Origin of the sequence: Streptomyces bluensis (genome assembly GCF_014650715.1) — a bacterium.
Taxonomy (GTDB): Bacteria; Actinomycetota; Actinomycetes; order Streptomycetales; family Streptomycetaceae; genus Streptomyces; species Streptomyces bluensis.
Map to the genome: position 1 here is coordinate 224,871 of NZ_BMVM01000004.1, position 17,001 is coordinate 241,871.

General features: G+C 71.9%; 18 protein-coding genes. 7 read left to right on the top strand and 11 right to left on the bottom strand.

The features are described from left to right. Nucleotides 1-2: 2 nt before the first annotated feature. The 5 genes from IE262_RS13750 (at nt 3) to IE262_RS13770 (ending at nt 5,291) form a co-directional block, all read left to right on the top strand. Nucleotides 3-1,364 carry a ferredoxin reductase family protein gene (locus IE262_RS13750; RefSeq protein ID WP_189873807.1) on the top strand — a complete coding sequence of 454 codons (1,362 nt, stop codon included), beginning with the start codon at nt 3-5 and terminating at the stop codon, nt 1,362-1,364. A 7-nt stretch (nt 1,365-1,371) separates the two neighbouring features. Beyond that, the gene (locus IE262_RS13755) at nt 1,372-1,839 is read left to right on the top strand and encodes an FMN-binding protein (RefSeq protein ID WP_134039148.1); all 468 of its coding nucleotides are present in this window, start codon (nt 1,372-1,374) and stop codon (nt 1,837-1,839) included. A gap of 76 nt (nt 1,840-1,915) precedes the next feature. After that, nucleotides 1,916-3,298, top strand: coding sequence for a ferredoxin reductase family protein (locus IE262_RS13760; protein ID WP_166681699.1), 1,383 nt, complete (start codon nt 1,916-1,918; stop codon nt 3,296-3,298). Nucleotides 3,299-3,385: 87 nt separating this feature from the next. Continuing rightward, a complete protein-coding gene (locus IE262_RS13765; RefSeq protein WP_189873809.1) occupies nt 3,386-4,504 on the top strand; it encodes an FMN-binding protein in 1,119 nt (372 codons plus the stop codon). A 49-nt stretch (nt 4,505-4,553) separates the two neighbouring features. After that, a complete protein-coding gene (locus tag IE262_RS13770) occupies nt 4,554-5,291 on the top strand; it encodes an FAD:protein FMN transferase (RefSeq protein ID WP_189874072.1) in 738 nt (245 codons plus the stop codon). A gap of 152 nt (nt 5,292-5,443) precedes the next feature. Here the strand turns inward: IE262_RS13770 and IE262_RS13775 are convergent, their stop codons facing one another. From IE262_RS13775 to modA, 9 genes are all read right to left on the bottom strand, one after another. Next, nucleotides 5,444-5,983, bottom strand: a complete 540-nt coding sequence (locus tag IE262_RS13775) for an arginine repressor (protein WP_134039151.1) — start codon at nt 5,981-5,983, stop codon at nt 5,444-5,446. Between the two features lie 7 nt (nt 5,984-5,990). Further along, entirely contained in the window at nt 5,991-7,208 is a 1,218-nt protein-coding gene (locus tag IE262_RS13780) for an acetylornithine transaminase (protein ID WP_189873811.1), read from the bottom strand. Beyond that, nucleotides 7,205-8,113: an acetylglutamate kinase gene (argB, locus tag IE262_RS13785; protein ID WP_134039153.1), complete on the bottom strand. Its 909-nt coding sequence runs from the start codon at nt 8,111-8,113 to the stop codon at nt 7,205-7,207. The genes IE262_RS13780 and argB overlap by 4 nt, the downstream gene beginning before the upstream one ends. After that, complete coding sequence (argJ, locus tag IE262_RS13790; RefSeq protein ID WP_189873813.1) at nt 8,110-9,261, bottom strand: bifunctional glutamate N-acetyltransferase/amino-acid acetyltransferase ArgJ; 1,152 nt, start codon at nt 9,259-9,261, stop codon at nt 8,110-8,112. Before argJ ends, argB begins: the two co-directional genes overlap by 4 nt. Next, nucleotides 9,258-10,286, bottom strand: a complete 1,029-nt coding sequence (argC, locus tag IE262_RS13795) for an N-acetyl-gamma-glutamyl-phosphate reductase (protein ID WP_134039155.1) — start codon at nt 10,284-10,286, stop codon at nt 9,258-9,260. The genes argJ and argC overlap by 4 nt, the downstream gene beginning before the upstream one ends. Before the next feature lie 141 nt (nt 10,287-10,427). Beyond that, nucleotides 10,428-10,847 (bottom strand): TOBE domain-containing protein, encoded by a 420-nt coding sequence (locus IE262_RS13800; protein ID WP_189873815.1) that lies wholly within the window; start codon nt 10,845-10,847, stop codon nt 10,428-10,430. 159 nt (nt 10,848-11,006) lie between these two features. Beyond that, nucleotides 11,007-12,155, bottom strand: a complete 1,149-nt coding sequence (locus IE262_RS13805; RefSeq protein WP_189873817.1) for an ABC transporter ATP-binding protein — start codon at nt 12,153-12,155, stop codon at nt 11,007-11,009. Further along, entirely contained in the window at nt 12,152-13,060 is a 909-nt protein-coding gene (locus tag IE262_RS13810; RefSeq protein WP_189873819.1) for an ABC transporter permease, read from the bottom strand. Before IE262_RS13810 ends, IE262_RS13805 begins: the two co-directional genes overlap by 4 nt. Beyond that, a complete protein-coding gene (gene modA / locus IE262_RS13815; RefSeq protein ID WP_189873821.1) occupies nt 13,057-13,899 on the bottom strand; it encodes a molybdate ABC transporter substrate-binding protein in 843 nt (280 codons plus the stop codon). The genes IE262_RS13810 and modA overlap by 4 nt, the downstream gene beginning before the upstream one ends. Nucleotides 13,900-14,122: 223 nt before the next feature. Between modA and IE262_RS13820 the strand changes: the two genes are divergently transcribed. Continuing rightward, a complete protein-coding gene (locus IE262_RS13820) occupies nt 14,123-14,599 on the top strand; it encodes a molybdopterin-dependent oxidoreductase (RefSeq protein WP_189873823.1) in 477 nt (158 codons plus the stop codon). Between the two features lie 42 nt (nt 14,600-14,641). Here IE262_RS13820 and IE262_RS13825 read toward each other — a convergent pair whose 3' ends face one another. Both IE262_RS13825 and IE262_RS13830 read right to left on the bottom strand, forming a co-directional pair. Continuing rightward, nucleotides 14,642-15,031: a TOBE domain-containing protein gene (locus tag IE262_RS13825; RefSeq protein WP_189873825.1), complete on the bottom strand. Its 390-nt coding sequence runs from the start codon at nt 15,029-15,031 to the stop codon at nt 14,642-14,644. Nucleotides 15,032-15,063: 32 nt separating this feature from the next. Further along, the gene (locus tag IE262_RS13830; RefSeq protein WP_134039162.1) at nt 15,064-15,657 is read right to left on the bottom strand and encodes an ABATE domain-containing protein; all 594 of its coding nucleotides are present in this window, start codon (nt 15,655-15,657) and stop codon (nt 15,064-15,066) included. Nucleotides 15,658-15,767: 110 nt separating this feature from the next. Between IE262_RS13830 and IE262_RS13835 the strand changes: the two genes are divergently transcribed. Continuing rightward, nucleotides 15,768-17,000 carry a cysteine desulfurase gene (locus IE262_RS13835; RefSeq protein WP_189874074.1) on the top strand — a complete coding sequence of 411 codons (1,233 nt, stop codon included), beginning with the start codon at nt 15,768-15,770 and terminating at the stop codon, nt 16,998-17,000. Nucleotide 17,001: the final 1 nt, after the last annotated feature.

A 17,001-nucleotide genomic window follows, 5' to 3' on the forward strand; every position in this document is an offset into this window, starting at 1 on the left:
ACATGACGACCTCCGTGAGCAGGCCCGCGGCCCCGCCGCAGCATCCGCCTCCCGCGGCGGCCCGGCGCTCTCCCGCGGGCCCCCTGCTGGCACTCCTGTGGGCCGGGGCCGCGGCCGTCGTCGCCCTGTGGTGGCGCGACACCGGCTCGGTCGTGGGCGCGGCGGGCTGGCTGACCGGGGCGGGACGGATCACGGGGCTGCTGTCCGGGTACGCCTGTGCGGTGCTGGTCGGGCTGATGGCTCGGGTCCCGCTGCTGGAGCGGCGGATCGGCTCGGACCGGGTGGCACGCTGGCACGCGAAGGCGGGCCGGTACACGCTCTGCCTGCTGGTGGCCCACGTGGTACTGATCCTCGCCGGGTACGCCGCGCAGGACGGTTCCTCGATCCTGCGCGAGACGGTGACGGTGGTCCTCGACTACCCGGAGATGCTCAAGGCCACCGCCGGCACCCTGCTCCTGTTCGCGGTGGGGTTCACCTCGATGCGTGCCGTACGCCGCCGGGTCCGCCACGAGTTCTGGTACTACGTGCACCTGCTGACGTACGCCGCCGTCTTCCTCGCCTTCGGCCACCAGCTCGCTCTCGGCTCCGACTTCACCGGCAACCAGGTGGCGCAGCTCGCCTGGTACGCGCTCTACCTGGGCGTGGCGGCTCTGGTCGTGTGGTTCCGCGTCCTGACGCCGGTACGGCTCAACCTGCGGCACCGGCTGCGGGTGGAGGCCGTGTACGAGGAGGCGCCCGGCGTGTTGTCGGTCGTCATACGTGGCCGGCGGCTGCACGAGCTGGGGGCGCTGCCGGGGCAGTTCTTCCGCTGGCGGTTCCTCGCGCGGGGCCTGCGCCACACCTCCACCCCGTACTCCCTGTCCGCTCCGCCCCGGCAGGACCGGCTGCGCATCACGGTCAAGGCGCTCGGCGACCACAGCGCGGCCGTCGCGCTGCTGCGGCCCGGCATCCGCGTGTGGGCGGAGGGCCCGTACGGGTCGCTGACCGCCGAGCGGCGCACCGGGTCCAAGGCGTTGCTGATCGCGGGCGGGGTCGGCATCACCCCGCTGCGCGCGCTGTTCGAGACGCTGCCCGGTGACGTCACCCTGCTCTACCGGGCACGCACGGCCGACGACCTCGCCCTGGGGGGCGAGCTGGAGGCCATCGCGCAGTGGCGGGGGGCGCGCGTGCTCTACGCGCTCAACGGTCCGCAGGGGCAGCGGCCGAACCTGACCTGCGAGTCCCTGCGCGCGGCCGTGCCCGACATCGCCGAGCGCGATGTGTACCTGTGCGGTCCGCACGGGCTCGCCCGGGAGCTCTACGAGGCGCTGCGCACCGCCGGGGTGCCGAACCGCCGTATCCACCACGAGTCGTTCGAACTGTGAGGCCGACGTGCACGCGCTGAAGAAGAACCGTCCGCTGCGCCGTATCGTGCTGACCAGCGCGGCCACCGTCTCCGGAGTGGTGCTGCTGCTGTCACTGAAGCCGCACACGGCACCGGCCCTGGCCTCGCCGTCGCCCTCCACCGGCGCCGTCGCCTCGCCCGCCCCGTCAGGCAGCGCGTCGAGCGGACCGGCCACCGGCCCGCGCACCGCCACCGGTCAGGCGGCGCAGACCCGGTACGGGCCCGTACAGGTCCGCGTCACGGTGAAGAACGGCAGGATCACGGATGTCACGGCGGTGACGTATCCGCAGAGCAGCCCCAGGGACCAGCGGATCAACGGCTACGCCGTCCCCAGGCTGGGCAGCGAGGCGCTCAGCGCGCAGAGCGCGAACATCGACGCGGTCTCCGGAGCCACGTACACGAGTGAAGGTTACCGCCAGTCACTTCAGTCGGCGCTGGACTCCCTTGGCCGCTGAACACTCGGGCACCGCGGCACGTATCTCAGGGCCGAGGGATACGCCCCACTCCCTTGCCCGCCACCACGGAGGAACCGTGACCACCACGATCGCAGGCGGCCGCGCCGCGCGGCGCCAGACCATGCGCCGTATCCGCCCCCGACGCTCCCCCGCCGTCCCGCTGTTGCTCGCCGTCTGGGCGGGCGCCGCCGGAGTGATCTGGCTGTGGTGGAACAACACGCCGTCCCTCGCGGACACCGCCAGCAAGTGGCTGGCGGCGGGCCGGATCACGGGGCTGCTCGCCGGGTACCTGATGGCGCTGGTCGTGCTGCAGATGGCCCGGGTGCCCGCGCTGGAGCGCCGGGTCGGCTCGGACCGGGTGGCGCGCTGGCACGCGATGAGCGGGCGGTACACGCTCTCCCTGGTCGTCGCGCACGTGGTGCTGACGATGTACGGGTACGCCCTCCAGGCCGGGCTCGCGTTCGGCGACATCGTGCAGCAGACCATCGACTCGATCAACCAGTTGCCGGACATGGGCAAGGCCGCGATCGGCACCGGGATCCTGGTGGTGATCGGGCTGATCTCGATGGGGCCGGTGCGGCGGCGGATTCCGTACGACCTGTGGTACCACGTCCACCTGCTGACGTACGCGGCCACGTTCATGACGTTCTGGCACCAGCTTTCCACGGGCAACGAGTTCGTGGTGGAGCCCCTGGCGAAGACCGCCTGGTACGCCCTGTACGGGACGGTGACGGCGCTGGTGGTGTGGTACCGGATCCTCACGCCGATCCGGCTGAACATGCGGCACCGGCTGCGCGTCGAGGCGGTCATCGAGGAGGCACCCGGGGTCGCGTCGGTGCTGATGAGTGGGCGGAAGCTGCACCGCATGGGCGCGGAGGCCGGGCAGTTCTTCCGCTGGCGGTTCCTCGCGCCGGGCATGCGGTTCAGCTCGCACCCGTACTCGCTGTCGGCGGCGCCCCGCCCCAACATGCTGCGCATCACCGTGAAGGCGGCCGGCGACCACAGCTCGGCGCTACGTGATCTGGAGCCCGGCACCCGGGTGTGGGCCGAGGGCCCGTACGGGGCGATGACGGCGGGCAAGCGCAGCCGCGGCAAGGTGCTGCTGGTGGCCGGCGGCGTGGGCATCACACCGATGCGGGCGCTGTTCGAGACGCTGCCCGCCGCGGCCGGCGACCTGACGCTGCTGTACCGGGCCAACAGCACCCAGGACCTGGCGCTGTGGGACGAGCTGGCGTCGATCGCCGAGGAACGCGGGGCCCGGCTGATGTACGCGGTGAACAGCCCCGAGGGAGAGCGCCCCGACATCTCGCCGGACACGCTGCGCCGCAAGATCCCCGACATCGACGAGCACGACGTCTTCCTGTGCGGACCGCCCGGGTTCGCCCAGCAGGTGTACGAAGCGCTGCGCGGTGCGGGCGTGCCGACCCGCCGCATCCATCACGAGTCGTTCGAGATGTGAACGACCACGAGTCGTCCGAGATGTGAGCGACCGGAATCACGGGACTTACGCGACCAGCGACCTATCGGAGCCAGGAGCTCAGGAGCTATGAAGAAGAGCCATCCCATTCGGCGTGTCCTGCTCGCCAGCGCCGCCACCGTGTCCGGCATCGTGCTGCTGCTGACGCTGAAGCCGTCGTCGGACCCGGCTGCCGCCGGGGAGTCGGTCGCGCCCCAGGGGTCGGCGGGCGCCCAGGCCATCGGCAACGGTCAGCCCCAGACGCTGACGGGTGAGGTCGAGCAGACGGAGTACGGGCCGGTCCAGGTCCGCATCACCGTCAGCGGCGGCAAGATCACCAAAGCCGACGCCGTACAGAAACCGGAAGGCGGCCGCTCCACCCAGATCAGCGGCGACTCCATCCCCAGACTCAACCAGGCCGCCGTCGCCGCGGGCAGCGCCGACATCGACGCCGTCTCCGGAGCCACCTACACCAGCGCCGGCTACAAGAAGTCCCTCCAGTCCGCCATCGACAAGGCCGGCGGCAGTGGGCAGGGCGCGGGCAGCGCGCAGGCCCAGACCGTCACGGGTGAGGTGGAACAGACGCAGTACGGGCCGGTCCAGGTCCGCATCACCGTCAGCGGCGGCAAGATCACCAAAGCCGACGCCGTACAGAAACCGGAAGGCGGCCGCTCCACCCAGATCAGCGGCGACTCCATCCCCAAACTCAACCAGGCAGCCGTCACCGCGGGCAGCGCCGACATCGACGCCGTCTCCGGAGCCACCTACACCAGCGCCGGCTACAAGAAGTCCCTCCAGTCCGCCCTGGACAAGGCCAAGAGCGCGCAGGGCGCGGGGGCCCAGGAGTCCGGTGGCCAGGAGCCGGGCGCCGGGCAGTCGGGCTCGACGGATGCCGGGGCCGGGACCGAGGCCGGAGCGGGCAGTGCTCAGGCACAGGGCGAGACGGTCCAGGGCGAGGTCGTCAAGACGGAGTACGGGCCGGTCCAGGTCCGTGTCACCGTCAGCGGTGGCAAGATCACCAAGGCCGAGGCCGTACAGATGCCCACGGGCGGCCGCTCCACCCAGATCAGCGGCAACGCCATACCGAAGCTCAACCAGGAAGCCGTCGCAAGCGGGAGTGCCGACATTGATGCCGTCTCCGGTGCCACATACACGAGCGCGGGCTACAAGAAGTCCCTCCAGTCCGCCCTGGACAACGCCGGTGGCTGAGCCCTCCGGTGCGCCGTCGCCGCCTCAACTGCGCCACGTCGAGGAGGTCATGGGCACGGTCTTCTCCTTCGACGTGCGCGGTGGGGAGCCCACCGCCATGCGGGCCGCGCTGGACGAGGCCGTGGCCGGACTCCACCGGGTCAACGAGGTGTTCAGCACCTACCGCGACGACAGCCAGATCTCCCGGCTGGCCCGCGGGGAGCTGACCATCGAGGAGTGCGATCCGGAGGTCGCCCAGATCCTTCGGCTGTGCTCCGAGGCCGAGCGGATCAGCGACGGCTGGTTCAGCGCCACCTTCCAGGGGACCTTCGACCCGACCGGCATCGTGAAGGGCTGGGCCACCGAGCGGGCCGCCCTCCATCTGGTCGCGGCGGGCGCGACCGGGGTGAACGTGAACGGCGGCGGTGACGTGCAGTTGTGCGGGGTACCGGGCCCGGAGCGGCCGTGGCGGGTGGGTGTGTCCGATCCGCTGCGTCCCGGGGCGCTGGCCGCGGTGGTCTCCGCCGCCGGGACCGCGCAGCTGGCCGTGGCGACCTCCGGCACCGCCGAGCGCGGCACGCACATCGTGGACCCGCGCACCGGCCGGTCGGCGATCACGGACCTGGTCGCCGTGACCGTGGTGGCCCCCAAGCTGACCTGGGCGGACGCCTGGGCGACGGCCGCGTTCGCGATGGGCGCGCGGGACGGGCTGAGCTGGCTGGAGTCCCTGCCGGACACCGAGGCCCTGCTCATCACGGCGGGCGACGAGGTCCGCTGCACCGGAGGACTCGCCGACCGCCTGGGCTGAGCGCGCGCACCGGGGCCCGGAAGGGTCCACAAGCCAAGACCCCACAACCTGAGACCCACAACCGAAGACCCACGCAAGTTCCCCCATGCGAGGGCGGGGCGTACCGGGAAGTCCGGTACGCCCCGCCCTCGTTGGTGCCGGTGCGCGCCCGCTCAGTGGTTGTTCTGCGCCAGCCGGAGCAAGTGATCGGCGAGTGCCTGTCCCCCGGTCGGGTCGCGGCTGATCAGCAGCAGCGTGTCGTCGCCGGCGATCGTGCCGAGGATGTCGTGCAGTTCGGCCTGGTCGATGGCCGAGGCGAGGAACTGGGCGGCACCCGGCGGGGTGCGCAGGACCACGAGGTTGGCGGAGGCCTCCGCGGAGATCAGCAGCTCCTGCGACAGGCGCCGCATCCGCTCCTCCTTCGCCGACCCGCCCAGCGGTACGCGCGGGGTGCGGAAGCCGCCCTCGCTCGGCACCGCGTAGATGAGGTCGCCCTCGCTGTTGCGGATCTTCACCGCGTTCAGCTCGTCCAGGTCCCGGGAGAGCGTCGCCTGAGTGACACTCAGCCCGTCGTCGGCGAGGAGCTTCGCCAACTGGCTCTGGGAGCGCACCGGTTGCCGGTTGAGGATGTCCACGATCCGGCGGTGGCGGGCGGTGCGGGTCTGCGGCACGGCGGGCCCTGCGGCATGCTCGTGGTCCTGCGCCTGACTCATCGTCGTCTCATTCTCCGGATCGTCCGGCCTCAACTGTCGCGTGCGCTGCGTCGAGGACACCGGGCAGCACCTGGAGGAAGGCGTCCACCTCCGCGTCACCGATCGTCAGCGGCGGCATGAGCCGTACGACATCGGGGGCGGGCGCATTCACCAGGAGACCGGCGTCCTGAGCCGCCTGCTGCGCCTGGGGCGCGAGCGGCTCCGTGAGCACGATACCCAGCAGAAGGCCCGCGCCACGGACATGGTCGATCAACGGGTGCCCGAGCGACTCGATCCCACCGCGCAGCTTCTCGCTCACGGACTTCACGTTCTCCAGCAGACCCTCGGCCTGGATGGTCTCCAGGACGGCGAGTCCGGCGGCGCAGACGACGGGGTTCCCGCCGAACGTGGTCCCGTGCTGGCCGGGCCGCAGCAGCTCGGCGGCCCGCCCGAAGGCGACGGTCGCGCCCAGCGGCAGCCCGCCGCCGAGGCCCTTGGCGAGGGTGACGACATCGGGCAGGACGCCCTCGTGGGCCTGGTACGCGAACCAGTTGCCGGTACGGCCGACGCCGGTCTGCACCTCGTCGAGGACGAGCAGCGACCCGGTGGCCGCGGTGATCGCGCGGGCGGCCTTGAGGTAGCCCACCGGCGGTACGACCACACCGTTCTCGCCCTGGACGGGCTCGATGATCACGAGGGCCGTCTCCTCCGTGACCGCGGCGGCCAGGGCCTGCGCGTCGCCGTACGGGACGTGGGTGACGTCACCGGGCAGCGGCAGGAACGGCTCCTGCTTGCCGGGCTGGCCGGTGAGCGCGAGGGCGCCCATGGTGCGGCCGTGGAACCCGCCCTGGGTGGCGACCATGTGGGTGCGCCCGGTCAGCCGGCCGATCTTGAAGGCGCCCTCGTTGGCCTCGGCGCCCGAGTTGCAGAAGTAGACCCTGCCGTCGCGGCCGAAGAGCTGGAGCAGCCGCTCGGCGAGCGCGACGGGAGGTTCGGCGACGAACAGATTGGAGACATGGCCGAGGGAGGCGATCTGCCTGCTCACGGCCTCGACGATCGCGGGGTGGGCGTGGCCGAGCGCGTTGACCGCGATACCGCCGACGAAGTCGAGGTACTCCTTGCCGTCGGCGTCCCACAGCCTGGTGCCCTCACCGCGGACGAGGGGGAGCCTCGGGGTGCCGTAGTTGTTCATGAGCGCGCCCTGCCACCGCTGGGTGAGCTCTGCATTGGTCGCGGTGCCGCTCATCCGGCATCCCCCTCTTCCGCATCGGGCACGACCATCGTGCCGATGCCCTCGTCGGTGAAGATCTCCAGCAGGATCGCGTGCTGGACCCGGCCGTCGATGACGCGGGCGTTCCGCACGCCGCCCCGCACGGCGTACAGGCAGCCCTCCATTTTCGGCACCATGCCGGACGACAAGTCCGGCAGGAGTTTCTCCAGTTGGCCGGCGGTGAGGCGGCTGATCACCTCGTCGCTGTTCGGCCAGTCCTCGTAGAGGCCCTCGACGTCCGTGAGGACGATGAGGGTTTCGGCGCCCAGTGCCGCGGCGAGCGCGGCGGCCGCCGTGTCGGCGTTGACGTTGTAGACGTGCCCGTCGTCCTGGCTGCGGGCGATCGACGAGACGACCGGGATCCGGCCGTCGGCGAGCAGCGCCTCGATCGCGCCGGTGTCGATCTCGGTGATCTCGCCCACCCGCCCGATGTCGACGAGTTCGCCGTCGATCTCGGGCCGGTGCCTGGTCGCGGTGATGGTGTGGGCGTCCTCGCCGGTGAGGCCGACGGCGAGCGGCCCGTGCTGGTTGAGCAGCCCGACGAGCTCGCGCTGCACCTGCCCGGCGAGCACCATGCGGACGACGTCCATGGCGTCCTCGGTGGTGACGCGCAGGCCCGCCTTGAACTCGCTGACGATGCCGTGCTTGTCGAGGGCGGCGCTGATCTGCGGGCCGCCGCCGTGCACGACGACGGGCTTGAGGCCGGCGTGGTGCAGGAACACGACGTCCTGGGCGAACGCGGCCTTCAGCTCCTCGTCGATCATGGCGTTGCCGCCGAACTTGATGACGACCGTCTTGCCGTTGTGCCGGACCAGCCAGGGCAGCGCCTCGATGAGGATCTGGGCCTTGGGGAGGGCGGTGTGTTTACGCGTAGTGCTCATGACGAATAGGCGCTGTTCTCGTGGACGTAGTCGGCGGTGAGGTCGTTGGTCCAGATCGTGGCGGTGGCCTCGCCGGCGGCGAGGTCGGCCACGATGTGAACCTCGCGGTAGCGCATGTCGACCTTGTCGCGGTCCTCGCCGACGCCGCCGTTCTTGCAGACCCAGACGCCGTTGATGGCGACATTGAGCTGATCGGGCTCGAAGGCGGCGCCCGTCGTGCCGATCGCGGAGAGCACACGGCCCCAGTTGGGGTCCTCGCCGTGGAGGGCACACTTGAGGAGGTTGTTGCGGGCGATGGAGCGGCCCACCTCGACGGCGTCGTCCTCGGTCGCGGCGCCCACCACCTCGATCCTGATGTCCTTGCTGGCGCCCTCGGCGTCCCCGATGAGCTGCCGGGCGAGGTCGGCGCACACCGTCTTGACGGCGTCGGCGAACTCCCCGTACTCCGGGGTGACCCCGGAGGCGCCGGAGGCGAGCAGCAGGACGGTGTCGTTGGTGGACATGCAGCCGTCGGAGTCGACGCGGTCGAACGTGACCCTGGTGGCGGCGCGCAGCGCCTCGTCCAGTACGGCACTGTCGACGTCGGCGTCCGTGGTGATCACGACGAGCATGGTGGCGAGGCCGGGGGCGAGCATGCCCGCGCCCTTGGCCATGCCGCCGACGGTCCAGCCGTCACCCTCGGCGACGGCCGTCTTGTGGACCGTGTCGGTGGTCTTGATGGCGATGGCGGCCTTCTCACCGCCGTGCTCGGACAGCTGGGCGGCGGCCGTCTCGACCCCGGGGAGCAGCTTGTCCATCGGGAGCAGGACGCCGATGAGGCCGGTCGAGCAGACCGCGACCTCGATGGCGCCCCGGCCGAGGACCTCCGCCGCCTTCTCGGCGGTCGCGTGCGTGTCCTGGAAGCCCTTCGGGCCCGTACAGGCGTTGGCGCCACCGGAGTTGAGGACCACCGCGGACACCTGACCGCTTGCCAGGACCTGCTCGGACCACAGCACCGGTGCGGCCTTCACACGGTTGGAGGTGAAGACGCCCGCGGCGGCGCGGCGGGGCCCGTTGTTGACCACGAGGGCCAGGTCCGGGTTGCCGTTCTCCTTGATTCCGGCGGCGATGCCCGCCGCCGTGAATCCCTTGGCTGCCGTGACACTCACGGTGCGACTCCGATCGTGGAAAGCCCGGTGGTCTCGTCGAGCCCCAGGGCGAGGTTCATGCTCTGGACGGCACCGCCCGCGGTGCCCTTGGTCAGGTTGTCGATGGCGCTGATCGCGATGATCCTGCCGGCGCTCTCGTCGTACGCGACCTGCACCTGAACGGCGTTGGAACCGTAGACGGACGCCGTGGCGGGCCACTGCCCCTCGGGCAGCAGATGGACGAACGGCTCGTCGGCGAACGCCTTCTCGTAGGCGGCGCGCAGCGACTCTCCGGTGACCCCGTCGCGGGCCTTGGCGCTGCACGTGGCGAGGATGCCGCGGGGCATGGGCGCGAGGGTGGGCGTGAAGGAGACGGAGACCCGCTCCCCCGCTGCCGCGCTGAGGTTCTGGACCATCTCGGGTGTGTGCCGGTGGACGCCGCCGACACCGTAGGGGGACATGGAGCCCATGACCTCGCTGCCCAGCAGGTGGGGCTTGGGGGCCTTGCCCGCGCCGGAGGTGCCGGACGCGGCGACGATCACGGCCTCGGCCTCGGCGAGCCCGGCCGCGTACGCCGGGAAGAGTGCCAGTGAGGCCGCCGTGGGATAGCAGCCGGGCACGGCGACGCGCTTGGTGCCTTCCAGTGCGGCGCGGGCACCCGGCAGTTCGGCGAGGCCGTAGGGCCAGGTCCCGGCGTGGGCGGAGCCGTAGAACCTCTCCCAGTCGGCGGCGTCCGCCAGCCGGAAGTCGGCACCCATGTCGATGACGAGTACGTCCGGGCCGAGTTGCTCGGCGACGGCCGCGGACTGCCCGTGCGGCAGGGCGAGGAAGACGACATCGTGCCCGGTGAGGACCTCCGCGGTGGTCTCCTCAAGGACGCGGTCCGCCAGCGGCAGCAGGTGTGGCTGTAGCGCGCCGAGGCGCTGGCCCGCGTTGGAGTTGCCGGTCAGAGCGCCGATCTCGACCTCGGGGTGCGCCAGGAGCAGACGCAGCAGTTCCCCGCCCGCGTAACCGCTCGCTCCCGCCACCGCTGCACGTACCGCCATGGAACCCTCCTCTTGGATGGCATGACTATACGTTTCGCTGCACGTTTATGCAATCTTGTTTCGGCCGCCGACAGCCCCTGCACAACGCCGCGTGATGCCCCTCACGGAGGGACACCGGCACCGGCCGTGAGCGCCGCCGAGTCACCCGGCGGCGAGCGCGACCTCGGTCGACTTGATCAGCGCGGTGACGGCGGAGCCGTCCACGAGGCCCAGCTCCGTGACCGCGTCCGCGGTGATGGCGGCGGTGAGTTCGCCGCCCTCGATGGTGACCTTGACGGTGGCCATGGCGCCGCCGGTGGCGACGCCGGTGACCGTGCCGGGCAGCCGGTTACGGATGGACAGGCCGTTCACCATGCCGGTGGCCAGGGAGACCTCGGTGGACTTGACCAGCGCTCGGACGGCGGAACCTTCCGCCAGGCCGAGCTCCGCGACCGCTTCACGGGTGATCGCCGCGGTGATCTCCTGGCCGCCGCCGAGACGGATCCTGACGGTCGCCATGGCTTCGCCGGGCGTGACGGCGGTGACCGTGCCGGGCAGTTGGTTGCGCATGGACAGGCTCATGGGCGGCGCCTCGCAGAGGATGGACGGACTGGTGAGGTGGTGTCCTTGTGGTGCGCCTCACCGTAGTCCGGCGGGGCGCTGCTGGTGCGGGACCCGTCGCTCGTGCCAGGCGAATGGCACACAGTCCCTGGGCGGGCGCGACGTACGACGTATGCCGTGTCAGGCGGGGTACGCGTGCGTCTGCGCCGCCTTGACGGTCGCCCAGACCGGTGCGCCCGGGTGGAGGCCGAGTTCGGCCGCGGCGAGCGTGGTGAGGTCGGCGGCGAGGCGGAGCTCACCGGTGAGGTCGACGCGGATCTGGTCGCCGTGGGTCTCCAGGCCGGCCACCTCACCACGCCAGAGGTTGCGGGCACTGGAGCCGGTGGGCCTCTCCCGGTACAGGGTCACCGCGCCCGGCGGGAACGCCACGAAGGCCGGGCCGGAGAGGTCCTCCGTGGTCGTGATCGCGGGTCCGGCGTCCAGGCGCACCGTGTGGCCCTCGGCGTGCCCCTGGTAGAGGTTCAGGCCCACCAGGTGGGCGATGTAGTCCGTACGCGGATGGCGCGCGACGTCGCCCGGGGTGCCCTCCTGCACCACGCGGCCCTCCTCGATGACGACGAGCCGGTCGGCCAGCACCATGGCGTCCAGCGGGTCGTGCGTGACGAGTACCGCGACGGCCTCGAAAGCGGCGAGATGGCGCCGTAGCCCGGCACGGACCTCCAGCCGGGTACGGGCGTCGAGGGCGGCGAGGGGCTCGTCGAGCAGCAGCAGCCGGGGGCGGGTGGCCAGGGCGCGGGCGAGGGCGACGCGCTGGGCCTGGCCGCCGGAGAGCCGACGGGGCCTGGCGCCGGCGTGGTCGGCGAGGCCCATGCGCTCCAGCCACACGGCGGCCCGGGCGCGGGCTTCCGCCTTGGTCGCGCCCTGGCAGCGCGGTCCGAAGGCCACGTTGTCCAGGGCGGTCAGATGCGGGAAGAGCAGGTAGTCCTGGAAGACGACGCCGACCGGGCGGGACTCCGGCGGAGTGCCGTCCCACTCGGCGCCGTCCAGGAACAGATGGCCGCTGGTGAGCGGGGTGAGACCGGCGAGTGCGCGCAGGGCGGTGGTCTTGCCGGCGCCGTTCGGGCCGAGCAGCGCGACCACGTCACCGGGCGCGGCGGTCAGCGCCACGTCGAGGCGGAAGTCACCGCGGTCGACGACGAGACGGGCGTCCAGCCCCTCGGCCTCCGGGCCGGGGGCGGCCGCGGCCTTGGGGGTGGCTGTGGCCTCGGATGCCGCTGTGGCATCGGGTGCGGCTGCGGCCTCCCCTGCGGTCTTCTCGGTGTCGGTCATGTGGCGGTCATCCATCGGTCGCGCAGCCCCGCCAGGACCGCGACGGACACGGCGAGCAGCACCAGGCTGAGAGCGATCGCGGCGGCCGGGTCGCTCTGCAGGGCCAGGTACACGGCCAGCGGCATCGTCTGCGTACGGCCGGGGAAGTTGCCCGCGAAGGTGATCGTCGCGCCGAACTCGCCCAGCGCACGGGCCCAGGCGAGCACCGCGCCGGCGGCGATCCCGGGCGCGATCAGCGGCAGGGTCACCCGGCGAAACGCGGTGAAGCGGGAGGCGCCCAGCGTGGTGGCGGCCTCCTCGTAGCGCGGATCGGCGGCCCGCAGCGTCCCCTCGACGCTGATGACGAGGAACGGCATCGCCACGAACGCCTCCGCGACCACGACACCCGTGGTGGTGAACGGCAGGGTGATCCCGAACCAGGAGTCGAGCCACCGCCCGACGACGCCGTTGCGGCCGAGCGCCATCAGCAGGGCCACACCGCCCACGACCGGCGGCAGCACCAGGGGAAGAGTGACCAGGGCCCGTACGAGACCGCGTCCGGGAAAGTCGACGCGGGCCAGCAGCCAGGCCAAGGGCACACCGATCACCAGGCTCACCGCGGTGGCCGCCGTCGCGCAGACCAGCGACAGTCGCAGGGCCTGCCACACCTCGGTACTCGCCAGTTGCTCCGGAAGGCTCGACCACGGGGTCCGCACGAGGAGGGCGATCAGCGGCAGCACCAGGAAGGCGAGGCCGATCAGGGCGGGCACCAGCAACGGTACGGGTACGGGGGCGCGACGGCCCCGCGCCCCCGCCCGGACTCCTCCACCGGGCCCGGTTCTCCCACCGGCCCGGACGCGTCCCCGCCGCGGCCCGCCCTTCGGGGTTCCGGCCGCGGGGCCGGACTTCCCGGTCGATGAGGTCACGGCTTGAGGAACCCGGCCTCGGTCAGGACCTTCTGACCCGCGGCCGACGAGACCAGCTCGATGAACGCCTTCGCCGCTGCCGCGTTGGGGGCGTCCTTGAGCAGGGCGATCGGGTAGTCGTTGATGGCGTCGGCCGACTCGGGGAACTCCACGCCCTCCACCTTGTCACCCGCCGCCCTCACATCGGTCTTGTAGACGACCGCGGCGTCTGCCTCCTTCAGCTCCACCTTGGTCAGGGCGCTCTTGACGTCCTGCTCGTAGGACACCGGAGTGAGCTTGAGGCCGCTCGCGTCCAGGGCCTTCCGCACGGCCGCTCCGCACGGCACCTCCTGGTCGCACAGGACGACCTTCAGTCCGGACCTGGTGAGGTCCTTCAGGGACGAGATCCTGTCGGGATTGCCCGGCAGGGTGGCGATCTCCAGCTGGTTGCGGACGAAGGTGGCGGGGGTGCCGGACGCGTCCCCGGCGTCGGTGACGATCTTCATCGTCTTGGGGCTGGCGGCGGCGAACACATCCGCGGGGGCGCCGCCGGTGATGCCGGCGGCGAGGCTGTCGCTGCCACCGAAGTTGAAGGTGACCTTGGTGCCGGGGTGGTCCTTCTCGAACTCCTTGCCCAAGGTGGTGAAGCTCTCCTTGAGCGAGGCGGCGGCGAAGACGGTGACCGTGCCGGACAGTTTCGACGAGGAGGATGCCGAGGAGTCCGAGCCCGCTTTCCCGGAGCCGGAGCCCGCGTCGGAGCCCGAGTCGGAGGAGGAGCAGGCGCTCAGGGCCAGCAGCGCGGCGGCGCCCGCGCCGGCCACCTGCGGCATCCGGCGGGTACGGCGCGGGGAACGGGTCATCACGGATCTACTCCCTCTGCTCACGGTCTCTCGACGACCACGTCGGTCGACTTGATCACTGCGAGGACCCGGGCTCATACACGTACGCCGATCATACTGGCGCACATGCGAGGTGTAAGTCTCCTGTCGCATCGCATGAGCCGGATCGATGGGGAACCGGGGTGGGCATGTGCGTTTGCACGGGAGCGCTGCCCGGGTACCGTGACCCGGGAGGTGGTGACCCGTGAGCCAGTCCCTGACCCAGCCGGTCGCCGATCCGGTGGCGGAGCTCGCCCTGACCGGGGACCTCGCGCGCCCGTCCCGGCTGACCGTGTCCGACCTGCTCGCCTGGCCCCAGCACCAGGAGCGGGTCAGCTTCGAGTGCGCGACCAGCGGGATCCAGCACCACCGCTTCACCGGACCGCTCCTGCACGACGTCCTGTCCGACGCCGGCCCGGATTTCGACCCGGCCCGGCGCAAGGACCGCCTGCGCTTCCTGATCGCCGTGACGGGCACGGACGGCCATCACGCCCTGCTGTCCTGGGCCGAGATCGACCCGGACTTCGGCCGCGCGCCCGTCCTGCTGGCGGTCACCATCGACGACACCCCGCTCCACCGCGCCGGACCCCAGCTCGTCCTGCCCCAGGACCGCTGTGGCGCCCGGCACATCAGCGGCATCACCGCGATACGCGTGGACGGCGGTTACCCGGCGCGGATGTGATCAGGGCGAGGGGTACGCCAGAGCGGCCCCCGCCTCCGCCGCTCAGGCGCGATCGATGTGCACGTTCGTCGACTTCACACGGGCGGTGGCCTCCATGCCGACCTCCAGGCCCAGTTCCTCCACGGCTTCCCGGGTCAGCAGCGAGACCAGCCGGTGCGGACCCGCCTGGATCTCCACCTGGGCCGCGACGTCACCGAGTTTCACGGCGGTGACGATTCCGGGGAAGGCGTTGCGGGCCGAGGTGTACGAGACGTCTTCGTCGCCGGCGCCGGCCAGTTCCACGGAGAACGCGGCCAGGTCCTTCCCGTCGATGAGCCGTCGCCCGGTCTCGTCACGACGGGTCGCCACCCGCCCCGCGTCCGCCCACCGCCGCGCCGTGTCGGGGCTCACCCCGAGCAGCCGCGCCGCCTGGCCGATCGTGTAGGACTGCATGCGCGCCAGCATAGGCTGACCGTCCTGGCCCCTCATTCGGGCCGGCGTTTGCGCGCCGCGTACGCCCGCGCCGCCCGTACCCGGTTCCCGCACTTCGTGGTGCACCAGCGGCGGGCCGCGTGGGAGCGCAGGAACCAGCGGTCACAGCGCTGTGCGGTGCACTCCGTCAACTGGTCGGCCTCGGCGCCGGTGAGCAGGTCCGTGGCGTCCTCGGCGAGGTGGAAGAGCGCGGCGCCGGCCGGGTTGCCGGTGTCGGGCTCGTCGGCGCGGTGCGGGCCGTCGGCCGTCCAGGCGAGCCGGGGCGTCGAAGGGGCCGCCGCGAGCGTGGAGTTGAGGGTGGCGAGGGGTTCCGCCGGGGGCACGGCACGGCTCGCCCGCGTCTCGAACAGCGAGCGCAGCGACTCGCGCAGCGCCAGCAGTCGCCCGAACTGCCGGCCGTTCAGCGCCGCCCGGTCCGGCAGCAGCGCGTGCCGTACGAGCCAGAGGTGCGCGGCCTCGGCGCCGTCGAGCAGGTCGACCGGTCCGTGGCTCAGCGTAAAGCGCGTGTTGACCAGGGCCAACGACACATAGCGCTCCTCGCCGGGGACCTGGAGCTGGTGCAGGTAGTGGGGGGCTTCGTGATCCACGCCGTCATGCTAGCGAGCCGGGATCCTCACGCCAATGCTTGCGATTCCCCGTGAGGCACTCTAGCGTCCCTCACGGAGAATCGACTGTGATGACGTGAGAGGTGACCGCTGTGCCCTTCGACGTGCACGCGCTGCGCGAGGACTTCCCGATCCTGGGCCGGACGGTCGGGAGCGGTGCCCGGCTCGTCTATCTGGACTCCGGCGCGACCACGCAGAAACCGCTCCGGGTACTCGACGCCGAACGGGACTTCTACCTCACGCACAACGCGGCCGTGCACCGTGGCGCCCACCAGCTGGCCGGGGAGGCGACGGAGGCGTACGAGGACGCGCGCCGCACCGTCGCCCGGTTCATTGGGGCCGCCGAGGACGAGATCGTGTTCACCAAGAGCGCGACGGAGGGCGTCAACCTGGTCGCGTACGGGCTGAGCGACGAACGCCGTCTCGGCCCGGGCGACCGGATCGTGGTGACGGAGATGGAGCACCACGCGAACCTGGTCCCCTGGCAGCAGCTCGCCGCACGCACGGGCGCCACGCTCGACTGGTTCGGGCTCACCGAGGACGGCCGTCTGGACCTGACCCGGGCGGACGAGCTCCTCGACGAGCGCACCCGGGTCGTGGCGGTCACCCACCAGTCGAACGTCCTCGGTACGGTCAACCCGGTGCGCGACCTCGCCGACCGCGCGCACGCCGTGGGCGCCCTGGTGGTGGTCGACGGCGCCCAGTCCGTGCCTCACCGGCCGGTCGACGTGGGCGGGCTGGGCGCGGACTTCCTCGTCTTCTCCGGGCACAAGATGCTGGGCCCGAACGGCATCGGTGTGCTCTGGGGCCGGCGCGAACTCCTCGCGGACCTCCCGCCGTTCCTCACCGGCGGCTCGATGATCGAGGTGGTGGAGATGGACCGCGCGACGTTCCTGCCGCCGCCGCACCGCTTCGAGGCGGGTGTGCCGATGGCGCCACAGGCGGTGGGCCTGGCGGCGGCCGTGGACTACCTCCAGGCGCTCGGCATGGCGGAAGTGGCCGCGTACGAGGACGAGTTGACCGCCCGCGCGCTCACCCTGCTCCAGGAGATCCCGGGTGTGCGGATCGTGGGCCCCCGCGATGTCACGGACCGCGGCTCCGCCGTCTCCTTCACCGTCGAGGGCATCCACCCGCACGACGTGGGCCAGGTCCTGGACGACCGGGGCGTCGCCGTCCGCGTGGGCCATCACTGCGCCCGCCCGATCGTCCGCCGTTACGGGATCCCGGCGACCACCCGGGCCACCTTCTACCTCTACAACACCCCTGAGGACGTGGATGCGTTGGCGGAGGGGGTGCGGGCGGCCCAGGCGTACTTCGGCGCCTGAG

What these genes read in the sequence shown, in the direction of transcription:
- IE262_RS13780 (WP_189873811.1), bottom strand. Translation starts at nt 7,208, where the DNA reads ATGAGCGGCACCGCGACCAATGCAGAGCTCACCCAGCGGTGGCAGGGC.
- IE262_RS13770 (WP_189874072.1), top strand. Translation starts at nt 4,554, where the DNA reads ATGGGCACGGTCTTCTCCTTCGACGTGCGCGGTGGGGAGCCCACCGCC.
- IE262_RS13775 (WP_134039151.1), bottom strand. Translation starts at nt 5,983, where the DNA reads ATGAGTCAGGCGCAGGACCACGAGCATGCCGCAGGGCCCGCCGTGCCG.
- argC (WP_134039155.1), bottom strand. Translation starts at nt 10,286, where the DNA reads ATGGCGGTACGTGCAGCGGTGGCGGGAGCGAGCGGTTACGCGGGCGGG.
- IE262_RS13805 (WP_189873817.1), bottom strand. Translation starts at nt 12,155, where the DNA reads ATGACCGACACCGAGAAGACCGCAGGGGAGGCCGCAGCCGCACCCGAT.
- argB (WP_134039153.1), bottom strand. Translation starts at nt 8,113, where the DNA reads ATGAGCACTACGCGTAAACACACCGCCCTCCCCAAGGCCCAGATCCTC.
- modA (WP_189873821.1), bottom strand. Translation starts at nt 13,899, where the DNA reads ATGACCCGTTCCCCGCGCCGTACCCGCCGGATGCCGCAGGTGGCCGGC.
- IE262_RS13825 (WP_189873825.1), bottom strand. Translation starts at nt 15,031, where the DNA reads ATGCAGTCCTACACGATCGGCCAGGCGGCGCGGCTGCTCGGGGTGAGC.
- IE262_RS13800 (WP_189873815.1), bottom strand. Translation starts at nt 10,847, where the DNA reads ATGAGCCTGTCCATGCGCAACCAACTGCCCGGCACGGTCACCGCCGTC.
- IE262_RS13750 (WP_189873807.1), top strand. Translation starts at nt 3, where the DNA reads ATGACGACCTCCGTGAGCAGGCCCGCGGCCCCGCCGCAGCATCCGCCT.
- IE262_RS13765 (WP_189873809.1), top strand. Translation starts at nt 3,386, where the DNA reads ATGAAGAAGAGCCATCCCATTCGGCGTGTCCTGCTCGCCAGCGCCGCC.